The sequence below is a fragment of the Corynebacterium sp. HMSC061H03 genome, from assembly GCF_001838215.1.
In the GTDB taxonomy this organism is placed as follows: domain Bacteria; phylum Actinomycetota; class Actinomycetes; order Mycobacteriales; family Mycobacteriaceae; genus Corynebacterium; species Corynebacterium jeikeium_D.
In genome coordinates, this window is record NZ_KV836061.1 from 49,220 (window position 1) to 64,800 (window position 15,581).

Sequence of the window (15,581 nt, forward strand, 5' to 3'; positions counted from 1 at the left end):
GTGCCTAAAGCAAAGGGGTGACTGTTCACTTCTCTTTGTGCACCCTAAGTACCAAAAATTACGCAGAAATAAACAAGGCAGAAACTGAAACGCATGAGAGTCAATATTTTCGCCAAGGCTAAAACCGCGCCAAAGACCAAAACTCTGGCCGCAATCGGGTGTGCAGCGCTGAGCTTCGTCGCTACAGCATGCGGTGCGGACGCAGAGTCGAACGAGGCTGCCGACAACAAAGGAGAACTCACTGTCACTGATGTCGCAGGTCGCACTGTGACCTTCGACAAGCAGCCAGAACGAGTCGTGCTCGGTGAAGGCCGCGCCATGTTTGTCACCGCGATGCTTGACCAAGAAAACCCGGGTGACCACGTTGTCGCCATGGGCAGCGATTTGCATTCGGGCGCACCGTCGTTTGAAACCAAGCTTTTCGAGACGAACCCCGAGCTGAAAGACATGCCGACCATCGGCAATATCGCCAAGGGCGATGTCACAGTTGAAAACCTCATCTCCCACGACCCAGACGTGGTCGTCATGACCCTTGACCACAAGAAGGCCGCGGAGCAGTCCGGTTTCCTCACCAAGCTCGATCAGGCAGGTCTGAAGTACGTATTCACCGACTTCCGGCAAAAGCCCCTGGAGAATACCGCCAAGTCCGTCGAGCTCCTCGGCCAGATCGTCGATGAGCAGGACAATGCCAAGAAGTTCACCGACTTCTACACAAAGCGCGTCAACGAGATCACCGAACGTGCCGCCAAGCTCGAAGACAAGCCAAAGACCTTCGTCTGGCGAGCAGCCGGTCTCAAGGATTGCTGCTCGACCGTCAACAAGTCCAACCTCGGTGACCTTGTCACAGCAGCCGGCGGTGAGAACCTCGGAGACAGCCTCCTCGACACCGAATCGGGCGACGTGACCGCAGAGAAGGTCCTGTCCGTCCAGCCGGAGAAGATCATCGCCACCGGTGGTTCTTGGGCGCTCGATCCGAAGAAGCCGGAAGTGCTGCCACACGTCGAACTCGGCTACACCGCCACCCCAGAGACCGCACAGCGCACTCTGGAAGGCCTGCTGAAGACTCCGGGTTTTGACACCCTGACCGCGCCGAAGAAGGGTGATCTGTACGCCGCCTTCCACCAGTTCTACGACTCGCCGTACAACGTCTTCGCGCTCGAGCAATTCGCCAAGTGGATTCACCCAGAGGAGTTCGCTGACCTCGACCCGGTCGCTGACTTCGCCAAGTTCCACAAGGACTACCTGCCCTTCGAACTCAGCGGCACCTTCTTCACCGCGCTGGAGCCGACCAAGTAACCCATCTTCCACCATCGAAGAAGGAATCCGATGACTTACACCAATCTGCACGCTCCCGCGTCAGGGCTTGACGACGAACCCCGCGAGTCCACCTCCACCAACGGCAGTGGAGGTCAAGAGTCGCAGCCCGCCACCGAACAGCACGAGTGTCCGTCGTCAAGCACGACCTACGACTCTGCGCGACAGTACCGACGACGCTCGGCACGGAAAATCGCCATCATTGCGGTGCTGGTGGGGCTGGCCGTGTGCGCGTTTGTGGTGGCGACGATTGTGGGGCCGATGGCACTGAGCGTGGGGGACGTCGTCCGTGGCATCGTGAGCCCGAATGATGTGGACGAAACCACTCGTACGGTGCTGTGGAAGCTGCGTCTGCCTGCATCGGTGATGGCAGTGCTGATTGGTGCAGCGCTGTCGCTTGCCGGTGCACAGATGCAGACAATCCTCGATAACCCTCTGGCGGAGCCGTTTACGCTCGGTATCTCGGCTGCAGCGGCGTTCGGTGGGGCGGCATCGATTGTGCTGGGCTGGGTGATTATTCCGCATGCGCAGTTCAACCTGGCGGCCGTGGCCTGGGTATCATCCGTCGTCGCTGTGGCGATTGTGGCGGCGGCGTCGGTATGGCGCGGCTCGGGTAAGGAATCGATGATTCTGCTCGGCATTGGTCTGGTGTTTCTATTCCAAGCGCTGTTGGCGCTGTTGCAATACCGCGCGACTACCGAGGCGCTCCAGCAGATTGTGTTCTGGACGATGGGCTCGCTACAGCGCGCGAACTGGGTGGCCAACGGCATCATTGCGGCGGCGCTGCTAATCGCTATTCCGTTCACTATCCGCTATGCGTGGGCGCTGACGGTGTTGCGGCTTGGCGATGCCCGAGCAAAAGCCGTGGGCATCAATGTGGATAGGCTGCGCATTGCGACGCTGATTGTAGCCTCGCTGCTGGCAGCAACCGCAGTGGCCTTCGCCGGCATCATCGGCTTCATCGGACTGGTCGGCCCACACATTGCACGCATGCTGGTCGGTGAAGAACAGCGCTTCTTTGCCCCGGCATCGATGGCGGCAGGCGCGGCGCTGCTTGCGGCAGCTCATGCGGTATCCATCACGGTGGTGCCGGGTGTGGCAGTGCCGATTGGCATCATTACCGCAATCGTCGGTGTCCCATTCTTTGTTGGCTTGGTTTTTCTGCGTAAGAGGACGGTGTGGAACTAATGGGCGTATTTCTCGATGTCAATGACGTAGCTGCAGGCTATGGCAAGCGAAAGGTGCTGCGCGGGGCGTCAATACGCACGCTGAAGCCAGGTACGGTGACGGGTTTGCTCGGGCCAAACGCTGCGGGCAAGTCCACACTGATGACCACGCTGGCGGGGATTCGAAAGCCCATGTCCGGGGAGATTGTTCTGACCCGTGACAATGAACGGGTTATCGGTTCCGAACTGCGCGAAGTCGTCGGCTACGTACCGCAGGATCTACCGGCCAGCGCCTCGCTGACCGCATTCGAATCGGTACTGGTCTCCGGGCGGCGCGCCGGGCGTCTGCGGGTACGTGGCTCAGAGATTGAGCACACGGCGGTAGCTCTCCGAAAGGTTGGTATCGAACACCTCGCCGACCGCTTCGTCGGCGAGCTCTCCGGCGGTCAGCGGCAGCTCGTCGCGGTCGCGCAGATGTTTGTTCGCGATCCCGAGGTCATGCTTCTCGACGAACCCACCTCCGCCCTCGACCTGCGTCACCAAGTGGAACTCCTACAGCTCGTCCGCGCGGAGGTCGCCTCACGGAGCTCCTTGGCACTCGTCGCAATCCACGATCTCAATCTCGCAGCCCGCTACTGCGATGAGCTTGTCATGCTTCACGACGGCCACGTGGTTGCCCAGGGGAGTCCTGCTGACGTTCTCACACCGGATCTTTTGGCCCGCGTCTATGGAATTCGAGCCCGCGTGCTTAATGATGGAGGCGTTCCTGTGGTGTGTCCTATTGAGGAAGACCAGGTTTCTGAGGCCGCATAGTGCGGATTTGGCTGGGGTGCGGGGCATTTCGCTAATCGCCCCAGCCAAGTGGTAACATCTCTTCTCGTTGCACTTGTTGTACTTGTGCCACACGCCCCCGTAGCTCAGTGGATAGAGCGCCGGTTTCCGGTACCGAAGGTCGGAGGTTCGACTCCTCTCGGGGGCACGTCTTATCCCTTAAGCGGTTAGGTTCGATTAGATTCGCCTGGTTGCTTGAGGGATTTTTGTTTCGGGTGTACCTGGCGGAAGCGGGCCAATCCGAGTTACTGACTGCGTTTATGACAAAAATGACCCAAAAAAATGGCCTGAAAGTGTCATAAACTCACACAGTTTCACATGTGCAGCCCGTCGGGGGATCCCGGTTAATTGACCGGGCGACGAACCGTACCGTCCGGATAGCGGGCAAAGCGCCCCTCTTCAAAGGGTGCAACCGGATCGTTGGAATCAAACCGCCATGCGCCGAACTCGCCACGCTGGTAGGCATCGAATGCCTCAACGAGCTCTTCGCGGCTATTCGCGACAAACGGGCCATGCTGATACACGGGAGCGCCAATTGGTCGGCCTTGGAGCATGAGCGCGAAGGCCCCCTCGTCACCTGCAGAAATGTCCAGTGCCTCGGTTGAGCGCAGCACTGCGCCCTCTTGCACCAGCGTTTCGCCCTCGATAGTGAGGCTGCCGCGTAGAGAGTAGAGAGTCCGAATTGTCTCGGCATGTTTGGTTGGTGGCAACGTTAGCTGTGCGTTCGGCTGCAAACGCAGCACCCACACGGCTACATCGGAATCTGGTGCAGCGGCCCAGGATTCCGGTGGTGGAGCAAGCGGCTGAGTATCGCCGAATGCGCCCGCGATGACCTTTATGTCGTAGCCGTGGCCATTGTCATCAGTGCCGGTGACATGCGGAGTGTCTTCTGCCCAGAACATCTGGAAGTGCGGCTTTGCCCCCTTGCCTTCGGGCGGCAGGTTCAGCCAAATCTGAAACATGTGGTGAGGATTGGGGCCGTCGTTATGCAGAAGCGGGAACATTTCAGCATGCGCAGTGCCTGCGCCGGTGGTCAGCCACTGAGTGTCGCCATCGCCGTAACGAGCCTGTGCACCTTCGGAGTCGGTGTGGTCGACGTAACCTTCCTCGACAATCGAGATAGTTTCAAAGCCGCGGTGTGGGTGGGAGGGGAAGCCGGGGACGGTTGTGCCGTGGTACATGGACCAGCCGTCCTTGCCGGAAAAGTCCATGCCGATATTACGGCCGAGCAGAGAGGCATCGGGAGCCATAGTTTGGCCCTTGGCCTGTGGATATAGGTCATAGTGGTGGACGGCAAACAGGAATGGGTCCATACCTGGAAGCTGCGGATTATCGGATACGGAGAATTTTTGAATGATTGCGCTCATGACAGGCTCCTTTGGCTAGCTAAATTCATCATCCACAACAAAATGTTGGCGTGTCAATCAAAAATGCTAGCCAAGGACCGACCCGACTGTCTCTACTCAGCAATAATCACAATCAGCGTGCGCGGCCCGTGGACACCTTCGACTCGGGCAAGCTCGATGTCCGAGGTCGCAGAAGGCCCCGAAATCATGGTGATCGGAGCGGTGGGATCACTCTCGCGTAGACGGGAAAATGCCTCCGGAATGCCGTAGACGACCGTGGAAGCAGGGACAACGCAGATGTGAATATCCGGCACCAAGGTCAGCGCGCGGCGGCCAGAAGTAGCCGAACCGTCCAGGAAAATGGTGCCGGTCTCGGCGCAGGTGACAGCAGAGCTGGTGACAATCGCATCGAGCTCGTCCAGCTCTTCGGCGGTGAAACCGGTATCGACGCGAATCTCGGTAGTGGCCTTACCTCCACCAGACTCCAACCCCGCAACCCACTCGCGGTCTAGACCCTCGGGAATACCAATCAACGACGCCCCGACATCAGCAATTGCCTTCTTCACAGCCTCATTGATGTCGGTTGCCGAGCTGCCACAGCGGCGCACGTCGGCTTTGTAATCGGCGATGCGTTCGTCGGCAAGCGAAATAATCTCTTTGGCCGTCAGGTCGGAGGAGCGCTCGTAGTCGCGTGGGATGTCGAAATGCGCGCCGGGCTCGCCAGGGATGATGCCCACGTCAGAGGCCAAATCACGGCCTTCGAAGGCGATTTTCTGAGCATTGCGGATACGCTCGAGGATTTCGCTCTTGGCAATGTTTGCGGATGCTGAGGAGTGGGACATCGCTAGGCCTCCTTGCCGGATGTGTCGGACGAGTCAGATTGATCAGAACCCGACAGCCCATTAATCTTCGTTGGAACCTGATGGGCCGATTCGCGTGCCAGCTGCGCCGAGAAATCCTTCGAACCCCACAGTGAGCGGAACGGCTTCTTCGGCGGAACCGGGGTATCACGCGCATCCGACCACCCGCTGAGGAAGAGCGGCAGGGCGTGAATCTCGCCGTCCTTCAAACCGAGTACGCGGGCGAGGGAGGCCATCTTTGCGCTCATGTTCCACAGCTTCTGATTGCCCATGATGAACCCGAGCGTGGCAAACAGCTTGCCCTCCACCGGCGGGCGGTGCTCCGTGACCTTACGGTGACGCAGCTCCAGCAGTGCCGCAGGGATGTCAATTCGCACCGGGCAGACCTCAAAGCAAGCCCCGCACAGCGAAGACGCATAGGGCAGCGAAGCATTCGGATCATCGTAGGAATCCATGCCAGTGAGCTGCGGGGACAAAATCGCACCAATCGGACCCGGGTAGACCGAACCGTAAGCGTGACCGCCCACGTGCTCATAAACAGGGCAGATATTCAGGCATGCCGAGCAGCGAATGCACTTCAGCGCTTCACGCCCAATCGGATCTGCAAGAGTGGCCGAGCGCCCATTGTCCAGCAACACAATGTGGAAATTCTTCGGGCCGTCGCCGTCGGTCGTTCCCGTCCACAGAGAGGTGTAGGGATTCATACGCTCGCCTGTCGACGACCGTGGCAGTAGCTGCAAGAAGACTTCCAGATCCTGGAAGGTGGGAAGCAGCTTCTCAATACCCATCACCGAAATCAGTGTTTCCGGCAGCGTGAGACACATACGGCCGTTGCCCTCTGACTCGACGACGGCCACAGTACCGGTTTCGGCCACACCGAAGTTGGCGCCGGAAATCGCAACCTTGGCCTCCATAAACTGCTCGCGCAGGAACTTACGGGATGCCTCGGCGAGATCGGCCGGATTGGCTTTCAGGTCCGGGTCGACTCCGGGGATTCCATTGAGGAAGATCTCGCGGATATCTTCGCGATTGCGGTGGATAGCAGGAACCAGGATGTGGCTCGGCATGTCGTCGGCAAGCTGAACGATGAGTTCCGCCAGGTCGGTTTCGCGGGCGGTGATGCCGGCGTCGGCAAGTGCTTCGTTCAAGCCGATTTCCTGTGTGGCCATCGACTTAATCTTGACGACCTTTTCTTCGCCGGTCTCTTTCACCAAGTCCGTGATGATGCGGTTTGCCTCGGCGGCATCGCGCGCCCAGTGGACGTGACCGCCGGCATTCGTAACTGACTCTTCAAACTGCTCCAGCAGTTCCGGCAGACGCGCCATAACATCGCGCTTGATGTGGCTGCCCGCGAGCCGCAGCTGCTCCCAGTCATTCTTCTCGGCTACGACATGCGCGCGCTTCTGACGAATCGAACGCGTGGCATGACCGACATTTTCGCGCATGCGAGTGTTCTTGAGCTCCTCGTGCGCTGCGGCCGTGAACCCGCGCGTACCGCGCAGATGCCCGACGTTGTGCGGCGCGCGGGGAGGAAGGGCTGGCATGCCGACGTTAACTGCGACCATTACTGTTCACCTCGCAGGGAAGCTTCTTGGCGGTTGTGCACATCAAACGGGGTCTCCTTGGTGGAGGCCAGAATCTCGGCCATATGGATGGCGTGCACGCCAGAGTCCTGGCGACGCAACGCGCCACCGATATTGAGCAAGCAGGAAGCATCGCCAGCGGTGACGAACTCCGCTTCCGTAGCGCGAATATTGGCTGTCTTGTCGGCAACCATTGCAGCGGAGGTCTCCGCATTCTTCACCGAGAAGGTGCCGCCAAAACCGCAGCACTCCGCCGCGCCAGGCAGCTCGCGCAGATCGATTCCATCGACTGCGCTGAGCAGCCGCCACGGACGGTCACCCACCTTGAGTACCCGCAAGCTGTGGCAGGTGGAGTGGTAGGTCACTGAGTGGGGGAAGTAAGCACCGACGTCAGTCACACCAGCGACATCGGTGATGAACTCGGAGAGATCCAGCGTCTTGTTCGCGCAGGCCTGTGCCGCGTGGACTTGGGCACGGGTACCGTAGCGGCCCGCAATCATCGGATGCTGGTGGCGAACGGCGCCGGCGCAGGAACCGGACGGGGCGACAACGTAATCAATCGAGGAATCTGCAAAAGCATCAGCGTAGGTGTCCAGCTGAGGAAGGACTTCCTTCTGGTACCCGGTGTTGACGTGCATTTGGCCGCAGCAGGTTTGTTGTGGTGGAAAGACCACATCGCATCCTAGGCGCGTGAGAACTCTGGCGGTCGCACTCACTGCATCCGGAAACATCATGTCCCCGATGCAGGTCGCGAAAAGTGCTACTTTCACGGTCGCTCCAAAATGGGTTGAGGATAAGGCAATAATTTCCTACCTGAATGCTACGCCTAGGCCCGGATTAAATCTGTTCTCAACGCAAATTCGCCTGGATCGTGAAAATGGCTAGTTGCAGTCGGACTCCACGACCTGCAGATGCCCCTCAAATGAATCTTTTGGTGGCTGATGTTTCCACGACTGCGATTGACCTAATAGGATAGGCAATCGTGAATCCTGCTGATCTTGCTGTACTAGTCCGAAAAGTCACCGTCGAGGTTTTGACTTCCCACGATGCCGATGTCTCTATCGTGCCGGAAAACCCGACTGTCGAGCGTCCGCGTAACCCTGAGCACGGCGACTATGCAACCAATATCGCTATGCAGCTGGGCAAGCGTGTCGGTATGGTGCCGCGTGACTTGGCAACTGAAATTGCCACAGCGCTCGGCGCCTCTGAGGGTATCGATGAAGCAACCATCGCAGGCCCGGGCTTTATTAACATCCGCCTGGCCTCCGATGCCCAGGGCAAGATCGTCGAGGACGTCCTGGCAGCGGGGGAGAAGTGGGGTCATGCCGACTTCAACTCCAACCTCGACGTGAACCTGGAGTTCGTCTCCGCGAATCCGACCGGGCCGATCCACCTGGGCGGTACTCGCTGGGCAGCAGTCGGTGACGCTCTCGGTCGTGTCCTGTCCGCCACCGGTGCCAAGGTCACTCGCGAGTACTACTTCAATGACCACGGTCGCCAGATTGACCGCTTCTCCGACTCCTTGGTTGCAGCCGCTCGCAACGAGCCGACTCCGGAAGATGGCTACGGCGGAGAGTACATCCAGGACATCGCCGCTGCTGTGCTGGAGAAGAACCCGCAGGCACTCGAGGGCTCTGAGGAAGAGGTCCAGGAGCACTTCCGCGCCATCGGCGTGGACATGATGTTCGAGCACATCAAGAAGTCTCTGCACGAGTTCGGCACCGATTTCGACGTTTACTTCCACGAAAACTCGCTGTTCGAGTCCGGTCAGGTAGAAGCAGCTGTCAATTCCCTGAAGGAAAACGGCAAGCTCTACGAAGCTGACGGCGCATGGTGGCTGAAGTCCACCGATTACGGTGACGACAAGGACCGCGTGGTCATCAAGTCCGACGGCGACGCAGCCTACATCGCAGGTGACATCGCATACGTTAAGAACAAGTTCGACCGCGGCCACAACCTGTGCATCTATATGCTGGGTGCCGATCACCACGGCTACATCGCGCGTCTGCGCGCGGCCGCTGCAGCGCTCGGCTACAACGCCGATGGCGTCGAGGTGCTCATCGGTCAGATGGTCAACTTGCTTCGCGACGGCAAGGCTGTCCGGATGTCGAAGCGTGCGGGCACAGTGGTCACCTTGGACGACCTGGTTGAGGCAATCGGCGTCGATGCTGCTCGCTACTCCCTAATCCGTTCCTCTGTCGACTCCAGCCTGGATATCGACCTGGGGCTGTGGGCTTCGCAGTCCAGCGACAACCCGGTCTACTACGTCCAGTACGGCCACGCTCGTCTGTGCTCAATCGGCCGCCGTGCCGAAGAGGCCGGTGTGACCAGCGAAGGCGCTGACTTCTCCCTGCTGGTAGAGGACCGTGAAGGTGAGCTCATCCGCACTATCGGTGAGTTCCCGGCCATCATCAAGTCTGCTGCTGACCTGCGGGAACCACACCGCATTGCCCGTTACTCTGAGCAGCTCGCCGGTGTCTTCCACCGCTTCTACGACACCTGCCAGATTCTGCCAAAGGCAGACGAAGAGGTATCCGAGCTACACCGTGCTCGTCTCGGCCTGGCTGAGGCTACCCGCCAAACGCTGGCCAATGCTCTGCAGCTGCTCGGTGTTACCGCACCTGAGCGCATGTAGTCGAACGCGCCCGTAAAACTACACCCCGTTGCTCCGCCCGGGTAACGGAGAAAGAGAGCTGTTTCGTGCCTATCGACGGCAATGGTTTCGAACTGGGGGGCTACACCCGACCCGATTCCACCCAATTTAATGAACTACCACCGCATGTCTGGCCAACTACCGCCCGTCGTCGGGGCGCTGACGAAGAGAATCCCGGCTCGGTGGAAATTGGCGGCGTGAGCCTGGTCGACATTGCCAAGGAATTTGGCACTCCGGTTTTTGTCGTCGATGAGCAGGACTTCCGCTCTCGCTGCCGCTCGATGGCCAAGGCCTTCCGCGGCGCGGAGAATGTCCACTACGCATCCAAGGCTTTCCTGTCGAAGACCATTGCCCGCTGGGTAATGGAGGAGGGGCTGCATCTCGATGTCGCCTCGGGCAACGAGATGGCTATCGCTCTGGCGGCGGGTTTCCCAGCCAAGGACATGACCTTCCACGGCAACAACAAGTCCACCGCTGAGCTGCGTGATGCTATCTCCGCTGGCGTGGGCAAGATTGTGCTTGACTCCCGTTCGGAGCTGCGTCGCCTGTCCCAGGTGGCGGCTGAAGCAGGCGTGGTGCAGGACGTGCTCGTTCGCGTGAAGCCCGGTGTGGAAGCGCACACCCACGAGTTCATTGCTACTGCGCATGAAGATCAGAAGTTCGGCTTTTCCCTCGCGTCCGGTTCGGCGCTGGAAGCTGCCAACCTCGTAGAAGAGGACGACAATCTGCGCCTGGTTGGTCTGCACTGCCACATCGGCTCCCAGATTGTCGATTCCGACGGTTTCATTCTCGCCGCCGAGCGCGTGTTCTCACTGGTGGAAAAGCTGGTCGAACGCCACGGCACTGAAATCTCGGAACACTTCAACACCCTCGACCTCGGTGGCGGTTTCGGAATCGCCTACACCGCAGGCGAGCAGCCCCTCGACGTTGCTCCGCTTGCCGACGAGATCCTCACTGCCGTAGACAAGCTTGCGCAGCGTATCGGCATTGCGACTCCGGCAGTGGCTGTTGAACCAGGTCGTGCCATCGTTGGCCCGTCCATGGTCACGGTGTACGAAGTGGGCACTTTGAAGGATGTGACCATCGATGACGGCATGACCCGTCGTTACGTATCGGTCGATGGCGGCATGAGCGACAATATTCGTCCGGCGCTTTACGGCTCGAACTATGATGGTCGCGTTGTTAATCGCGAGGTGTCCGGTTCCAGGATTCCCACCCGCGTCGTCGGAAAGCACTGTGAATCGGGAGACATTCTGATTAACGATGCGAACTACCCGAACGACATTGTCGAGGGTGATCTGTTCGCGCTCGCTGCTACTGGGGCATACTGTTACGCAATGGCCAGCCGCTACAACATGCTGACGCGACCACCAGTAGTGTCGGTATGCGATGGTCAAGTGACCCAAATATTAAGACGAGAAACCGTACAAGACTTACTAAGCCTGGAGTGTGAAACGCCACGATGACTGCCGCAACGAATAATCCTGGAAAGGGCGAGGGCCACAAAGTTGGTGTCGCTATTTTAGGTCTTGGCACAGTCGGTACTGAGGTTTACCGCCTGCTCAACGAGAAGGCTGAGGACTTCGAGCGCCGCATCGGCGGACCGGTCGAGGTCGTTGGTATTGCTGTGAGCGACAAGACCAAGCCGCGTCCGAATGTGGATCAGGATCTTCTTACCGACGATGCTTTTTCGCTGGTTCAGCGCGAGGACGTTGACCTGGTAGTCGAGGTCATCGGCGGCATTGATTACCCACGTCGCGTTGTGCTGGAGGCACTGCGTGCCGGCAAGTCGGTCGTGACCGCCAACAAGGCACTCGTCGCCGCACACGGTGAGGAGCTCTCTGAGGCTGCCGATTCCTCGGGTGTCGACCTGTTCTTTGAGGCAGCTGTGGCGGCAGCTATCCCGGTCGTCGGTCCGCTCCGTCGTTCGCTGGCCGGTGACACTGTCAATAAGGTCATGGGCATTGTCAACGGCACTACCAACTTCATCCTTGATGCGATGGACTCCACCGGTGCGGACTACGACGAGATGCTGGCAGAGGCCACCCGCCTGGGTTACGCCGAGGCCGACCCGACTGCAGACGTCGAGGGCCACGATGCCGCTTCCAAGGCAGCTATTCTGGCCAGCCTGGCATTCCACACTCGCGTGACTGCTGATGACGTTCACTGTGAGGGTATTACCGAGATCACCGCTGACGACATTGCAGCCGCCAAGAGTGCCGACTGCACCATTAAGCTGCTGGCTACCTGTGAGCGGGTTACGGACGAAAATGGCAAGGAGTCCATTTCCGCCCGCGTGTACCCAGCGCTGATTCCACGTCGTCACCCGCTGGCAACTGTGCGTGAGTCTTTCAACGCTGTCTTCATTGAGGCCGAGGCCGCTGGTCGCCTGATGTTCTACGGCAACGGCGCTGGTGGTAATCCGACCGCCTCCGCAGTGCTCGGTGACCTCGTTGCAGCTGCTCGCAACATTGTCCACGGTGGTCGCGCACCGGGAGATTCCACCTACGCTAACCTGCCGATTCTCGACTTCGGTGACGTTCGCACCCGCTACCACATCGACCTGCACGTCGATGATCGTGTCGGAGTGCTTGCCGATGTCGCTCGCACCTTCTCTGATCACAACATCTCCCTGCGCACCGTCCGCCAGGAAGAGGGCGCCAACGGCGCTCGCCTGGTCATCGTGACCCACAAGGCACTGGAGAAGGATTTGGAAGCAACGGTCGATGAATTGCGCGCCAACGACGCGGTTTTGGCCGTCAACAACGTCATTCGTATCGAAGGAATGGATATCTAAATGGCACAGGAGCTTTTCCCGGGTCAGAAGGTCACCGTCACGGTTGCAGGTTCGTCAGCGAACTTGGGCCCGGGCTTCGACACCCTGGGGTTAGCAGTTGCGCTCTACGACATCGTCGAGGTCGAGGTCATCGAGTCCGGTGTCGTCGTTGAAATTCACGGCGAGGGCGAAGTTGACCTGCCGCGCAACGAATCTAATCTGGTTGTGCGCGCGATTCGCGCGGGCCTTCGTGCCGCAGGTGTCGAGGCACCGGGGCTGAAGGTTATTTGCCACAACACCATTCCGCAGTCGCGCGGTCTGGGCTCTTCCGCAGCCGCCGCCGTCGCCGGTGTCGCTGCCGCTAACGGTCTGGCGGGCTTCCCGCTTACCGACGACCAGGTGATCCAGGAATCCTCGGTCTTCGAGGGCCACCCGGATAACGCTGGCGCATCCGTTCTCGGCGGGGCAGTGGTCAGCTGGACTGACAAGCCTGTCGATGGTCGCACCGCACCTCAGTACCGAGCAGTGAGCATTCCGGTGCATGAGTCCATTCAGGCGACCGCACTCGTACCGGCATTCCACGCCTCCACGAATGCAGTCCGTCAGGTGCTGCCGAGCGATGTTTCGCATGTCGACGCTCGTTTCAATGTCTCCCGTACTGCGGTTATGACCGCAGCGCTGCAGTCCCACCCGGAACTGCTGTGGGAGGGAACGCGAGATCGCCTGCACCAGCCGTACCGCTCCGACGTGCTGCCGGTGACCGCAGAGTGGGTCAACCGCCTGCGCAACCGTGGCTACGCGGCATTCCTCTCGGGTGCTGGCCCGACCTGTATGGTTCTGGGAACTACTGCAGTAGATGAGAAGATCTTGGACGATGCCCGCGAGGCTGGCATCAAGGTCATGGAGCTGGGAATCGGTGAGCCGGTTAAGGTCGTGGTCGACGGCTAAGCCGCCGCTGCGGCCAGGTGCCGAGCCAGTGGCTTAGCCTGCCACCTACTTTTCGCCCGGCCCCTTCAGTTTCACGATGCTGTACTGACCTGCGCTCAAGTGCGAGCGCAGGTCTTTCTTGTCGAACTTGCCCACTGAGGTCTTATCGATTGAGTCCACGAAGGCCCAGTACTCCGGCAGCATCCACTTTGGCAGCTTTGGCCGCAGTTCATCGCGGAGCATTTCAGCGGTCTCCTTGCTCTGTTCAACTTCCGGCATCAGCACCGTAATGGCCAGTGGGCGCTCACCCCACTTTTTATCTGGCATGCCGATAATCGCGCACTCGAGTACCTGTGGGCTTTCCATTACGAAGTTTTCCAGCTGAGCGGAGTAGATCCACTCGCCACCGGAACGAATGACATCGCGAGCACGGTCATGAATAGTCAGGTAGCCGTCGTGAGTAATCGAGCCGACATCGCCAGTGCGGAGCCACCCGTCCTCGGTGAACTGTTCGCTAGCCTCGTCGACCTCCGCACCGCGGAAGAAGTGCGCGGTGCCTCCATCTTGAGCCTCCGGAGAGCTGTAGTAGCCTCCGGTGACCGTGTTGCCGCGCACCTGCAGCTCACCCTGGTTGCGGTCATGCAGGTCGAGCACGCGGTCGTTGTCATCAACAATGCGGAACTGCATGATGTCCGGGAAACGTCCTTGGCTGACACGGTAGCGTTCGCGGGCCTCACCGGAGGCGCCGTACGGAGGTCGTGCCACGGTACCGATAGGCGAAGTCTCGGTCATGCCCCAGAAGTGGATGACATCGACACCGTAGCGCTCTTCCCATAGCCGAATCAATGCAGGTGGGACAGGAGAACCGCCCGAGAAAATCTCCTGCAGACTCATGCGCTTCGGAGGATTGCTGAGGTAGTGTGCCATGAGGTTAATCCACAGCGTCGGCACGCCCTGAGCTACGCGCGGCATTGAGGTTTCGATGATTTCTGCCAGACGCGGTGCGGACAGGTCCGCGCCGGGGAAGATTAGCGACGCCCCGCACATGAAGGAGGCCAGCGGCACGCCCCAGGACAGGACGTGATAAATGGGCACACAGCAAAGCCACGGGTTTCCATGCGAGATGGCAAAGGAGTCAGTGGTGCGCATATTCAGGCTGTGCAAGTACAGCGAACGGTGGCTGTAGACGACACCTTTAGGTGCGCCCTCGGTGCCCGTCGAATAGCACATGGCTGCACCGGAGTTTTCATCGAGCTCAGGCCAGTCGAAGCGGCTGGGGCGTCCGTCGATGAGCGATTCGTAGGAGTACCACGGGATACCATCCGGCAGTTGCTCAGCCACGTCAGACAGATCACCGATACCGATAATGATGACAGCGCGGACGCGCGGGCAGTGCGGAAGAACCTCGGCGAGCAGTTCGATCTCGGTCGGGTCCGCGATGATGACCTGGTCATCGGCGTGATTGATAATGTGCACAATCTGATCCGGCATGAGCTGCTTGTTCAGCGGCTGGAATACCGCGCCCATGGAGGCGACGCCGAGGAAGACCTCGAAGTGTTCGGTGCAGTTGTACATCAGGGTAGCGATGCGCTGGTCACCGTCGATGCCGAGCTCATCGCGAAGTGCATGTGCCAGCGCACTAGCGCGCGCGGCGATGGCGGAAAAAGTGGTGGTCTCGGGGCCGTCACTGTTCCAGGAGGTCACCGGAGTCCGACCGTGAATGGTGCGACCGTATTCCACAATCTGAGCGATATTGAGAGGAATATGAGGCATCGTACTGCGCATGAGCTCTACAGTACCGACTCGCAGCCCCGCGACCTAGCGAAACGCAGGTGAGAACTAGTGTTGCTACCTGACTATTTGGTGACTATCCTTGGGCAATAGGTCGTTTTCAATACGCGGCTAGATACGTACTTCTTCATGTACTCCGCATGCCGTTGACCTTCGCAGTTGTTCACACAATGCGATGGCGCAACGTGACATTGAAAACACATAAATCAGTAGTGCGACTACATAGTCTTGCGGTGCTGTGGACCTAAAATTTCCTAACCATCTTCAGCCCGGACGGTCGGGTTTGAGATGCGGAAATAACGTAGGCAAGATGCCTCGGTTTAGTTTCAACGTC

Annotated in this window: 12 protein-coding genes and 1 tRNA gene; 8 read left to right on the forward strand and 5 right to left on the reverse strand. The window is 59.3% G+C overall.

The window, feature by feature from the left end; all coding sequences use genetic code 11:
- Window positions 1-93: 93 nt before the first annotated feature.
- The 4 genes from HMPREF2787_RS03845 (at window position 94) to HMPREF2787_RS03860 (ending at window position 3,459) form a co-directional block, all read left to right on the forward strand.
- Window positions 94-1,296: an ABC transporter substrate-binding protein gene (locus tag HMPREF2787_RS03845; RefSeq protein ID WP_070429338.1), complete on the forward strand. Its 1,203-nt coding sequence runs from the start codon at window positions 94-96 to the stop codon at window positions 1,294-1,296.
- 30 nt (window positions 1,297-1,326) lie between these two features.
- On the forward strand, window positions 1,327-2,502 hold the full coding sequence (locus HMPREF2787_RS03850) for a FecCD family ABC transporter permease (RefSeq protein WP_038628438.1): 1,176 nt from the start codon (window positions 1,327-1,329) through the stop codon (window positions 2,500-2,502).
- A complete protein-coding gene (locus HMPREF2787_RS03855; protein WP_070858440.1) occupies window positions 2,502-3,293 on the forward strand; it encodes an ABC transporter ATP-binding protein in 792 nt (263 codons plus the stop codon). The genes HMPREF2787_RS03850 and HMPREF2787_RS03855 overlap by 1 nt, the downstream gene beginning before the upstream one ends.
- 93 nt (window positions 3,294-3,386) lie before the next feature.
- Window positions 3,387-3,459 (forward strand) — tRNA-Arg (locus tag HMPREF2787_RS03860).
- Between the two features lie 196 nt (window positions 3,460-3,655).
- Here the strand turns inward: HMPREF2787_RS03860 and HMPREF2787_RS03865 are convergent.
- The 4 genes from HMPREF2787_RS03865 to HMPREF2787_RS03880 all read right to left on the reverse strand — a co-directional run bounded on the left by HMPREF2787_RS03865 (window position 3,656) and on the right by HMPREF2787_RS03880 (window position 7,870).
- Entirely contained in the window at window positions 3,656-4,678 is a 1,023-nt protein-coding gene (locus HMPREF2787_RS03865) for a pirin family protein (RefSeq protein ID WP_070858441.1), read from the reverse strand.
- Window positions 4,679-4,770: 92 nt separating this feature from the next.
- A complete protein-coding gene (locus HMPREF2787_RS03870) occupies window positions 4,771-5,499 on the reverse strand; it encodes a LutC/YkgG family protein (RefSeq protein ID WP_076771929.1) in 729 nt (242 codons plus the stop codon).
- A gap of 2 nt (window positions 5,500-5,501) precedes the next feature.
- Entirely contained in the window at window positions 5,502-7,082 is a 1,581-nt protein-coding gene (locus tag HMPREF2787_RS03875; protein ID WP_070858442.1) for a LutB/LldF family L-lactate oxidation iron-sulfur protein, read from the reverse strand.
- Window positions 7,082-7,870 carry a (Fe-S)-binding protein gene (locus HMPREF2787_RS03880; RefSeq protein WP_042388597.1) on the reverse strand — a complete coding sequence of 263 codons (789 nt, stop codon included), beginning with the start codon at window positions 7,868-7,870 and terminating at the stop codon, window positions 7,082-7,084. The genes HMPREF2787_RS03875 and HMPREF2787_RS03880 overlap by 1 nt, the downstream gene beginning before the upstream one ends.
- A gap of 263 nt (window positions 7,871-8,133) precedes the next feature.
- On the opposite strand from HMPREF2787_RS03880, the gene argS reads away from it, so the two are divergent.
- The 4 genes from argS (at window position 8,134) to thrB (ending at window position 13,477) form a co-directional block, all read left to right on the forward strand.
- On the forward strand, window positions 8,134-9,735 hold the full coding sequence (gene argS / locus HMPREF2787_RS03885; RefSeq protein WP_371441142.1) for an arginine--tRNA ligase: 1,602 nt from the start codon (window positions 8,134-8,136) through the stop codon (window positions 9,733-9,735).
- A 65-nt stretch (window positions 9,736-9,800) separates the two neighbouring features.
- The gene (gene lysA / locus HMPREF2787_RS03890) at window positions 9,801-11,219 is read left to right on the forward strand and encodes a diaminopimelate decarboxylase (protein WP_070858444.1); all 1,419 of its coding nucleotides are present in this window, start codon (window positions 9,801-9,803) and stop codon (window positions 11,217-11,219) included.
- On the forward strand, window positions 11,216-12,550 hold the full coding sequence (locus tag HMPREF2787_RS03895) for a homoserine dehydrogenase (protein ID WP_070858445.1): 1,335 nt from the start codon (window positions 11,216-11,218) through the stop codon (window positions 12,548-12,550). The genes lysA and HMPREF2787_RS03895 overlap by 4 nt, the downstream gene beginning before the upstream one ends.
- Complete coding sequence (thrB, locus tag HMPREF2787_RS03900; protein WP_005509404.1) at window positions 12,551-13,477, forward strand: homoserine kinase; 927 nt, start codon at window positions 12,551-12,553, stop codon at window positions 13,475-13,477. It begins immediately after the preceding gene.
- Window positions 13,478-13,522: 45 nt separating this feature from the next.
- Here thrB and HMPREF2787_RS03905 read toward each other — a convergent pair whose 3' ends face one another.
- Window positions 13,523-15,241 (reverse strand): long-chain fatty-acid--CoA ligase, encoded by a 1,719-nt coding sequence (locus HMPREF2787_RS03905; RefSeq protein WP_070706112.1) that lies wholly within the window; start codon window positions 15,239-15,241, stop codon window positions 13,523-13,525.
- Window positions 15,242-15,581: the final 340 nt, after the last annotated feature.

Bases quoted from the DNA above. Each gene is read 5' to 3' on its own strand.
- HMPREF2787_RS03870 (WP_076771929.1), bottom strand. From the start codon at position 5,499: ATGTCCCACTCCTCAGCATCCGCAAACATTGCCAAGAGCGAAATCCTC.
- HMPREF2787_RS03895 (WP_070858445.1), top strand. From the start codon at position 11,216: ATGACTGCCGCAACGAATAATCCTGGAAAGGGCGAGGGCCACAAAGTT.
- HMPREF2787_RS03850 (WP_038628438.1), top strand. From the start codon at position 1,327: ATGACTTACACCAATCTGCACGCTCCCGCGTCAGGGCTTGACGACGAA.
- HMPREF2787_RS03845 (WP_070429338.1), top strand. From the start codon at position 94: ATGAGAGTCAATATTTTCGCCAAGGCTAAAACCGCGCCAAAGACCAAA.
- HMPREF2787_RS03855 (WP_070858440.1), top strand. From the start codon at position 2,502: ATGGGCGTATTTCTCGATGTCAATGACGTAGCTGCAGGCTATGGCAAG.
- HMPREF2787_RS03865 (WP_070858441.1), bottom strand. From the start codon at position 4,678: ATGAGCGCAATCATTCAAAAATTCTCCGTATCCGATAATCCGCAGCTT.
- HMPREF2787_RS03875 (WP_070858442.1), bottom strand. From the start codon at position 7,082: ATGGTCGCAGTTAACGTCGGCATGCCAGCCCTTCCTCCCCGCGCGCCG.
- HMPREF2787_RS03905 (WP_070706112.1), bottom strand. From the start codon at position 15,241: ATGCGCAGTACGATGCCTCATATTCCTCTCAATATCGCTCAGATTGTG.
- thrB (WP_005509404.1), top strand. From the start codon at position 12,551: ATGGCACAGGAGCTTTTCCCGGGTCAGAAGGTCACCGTCACGGTTGCA.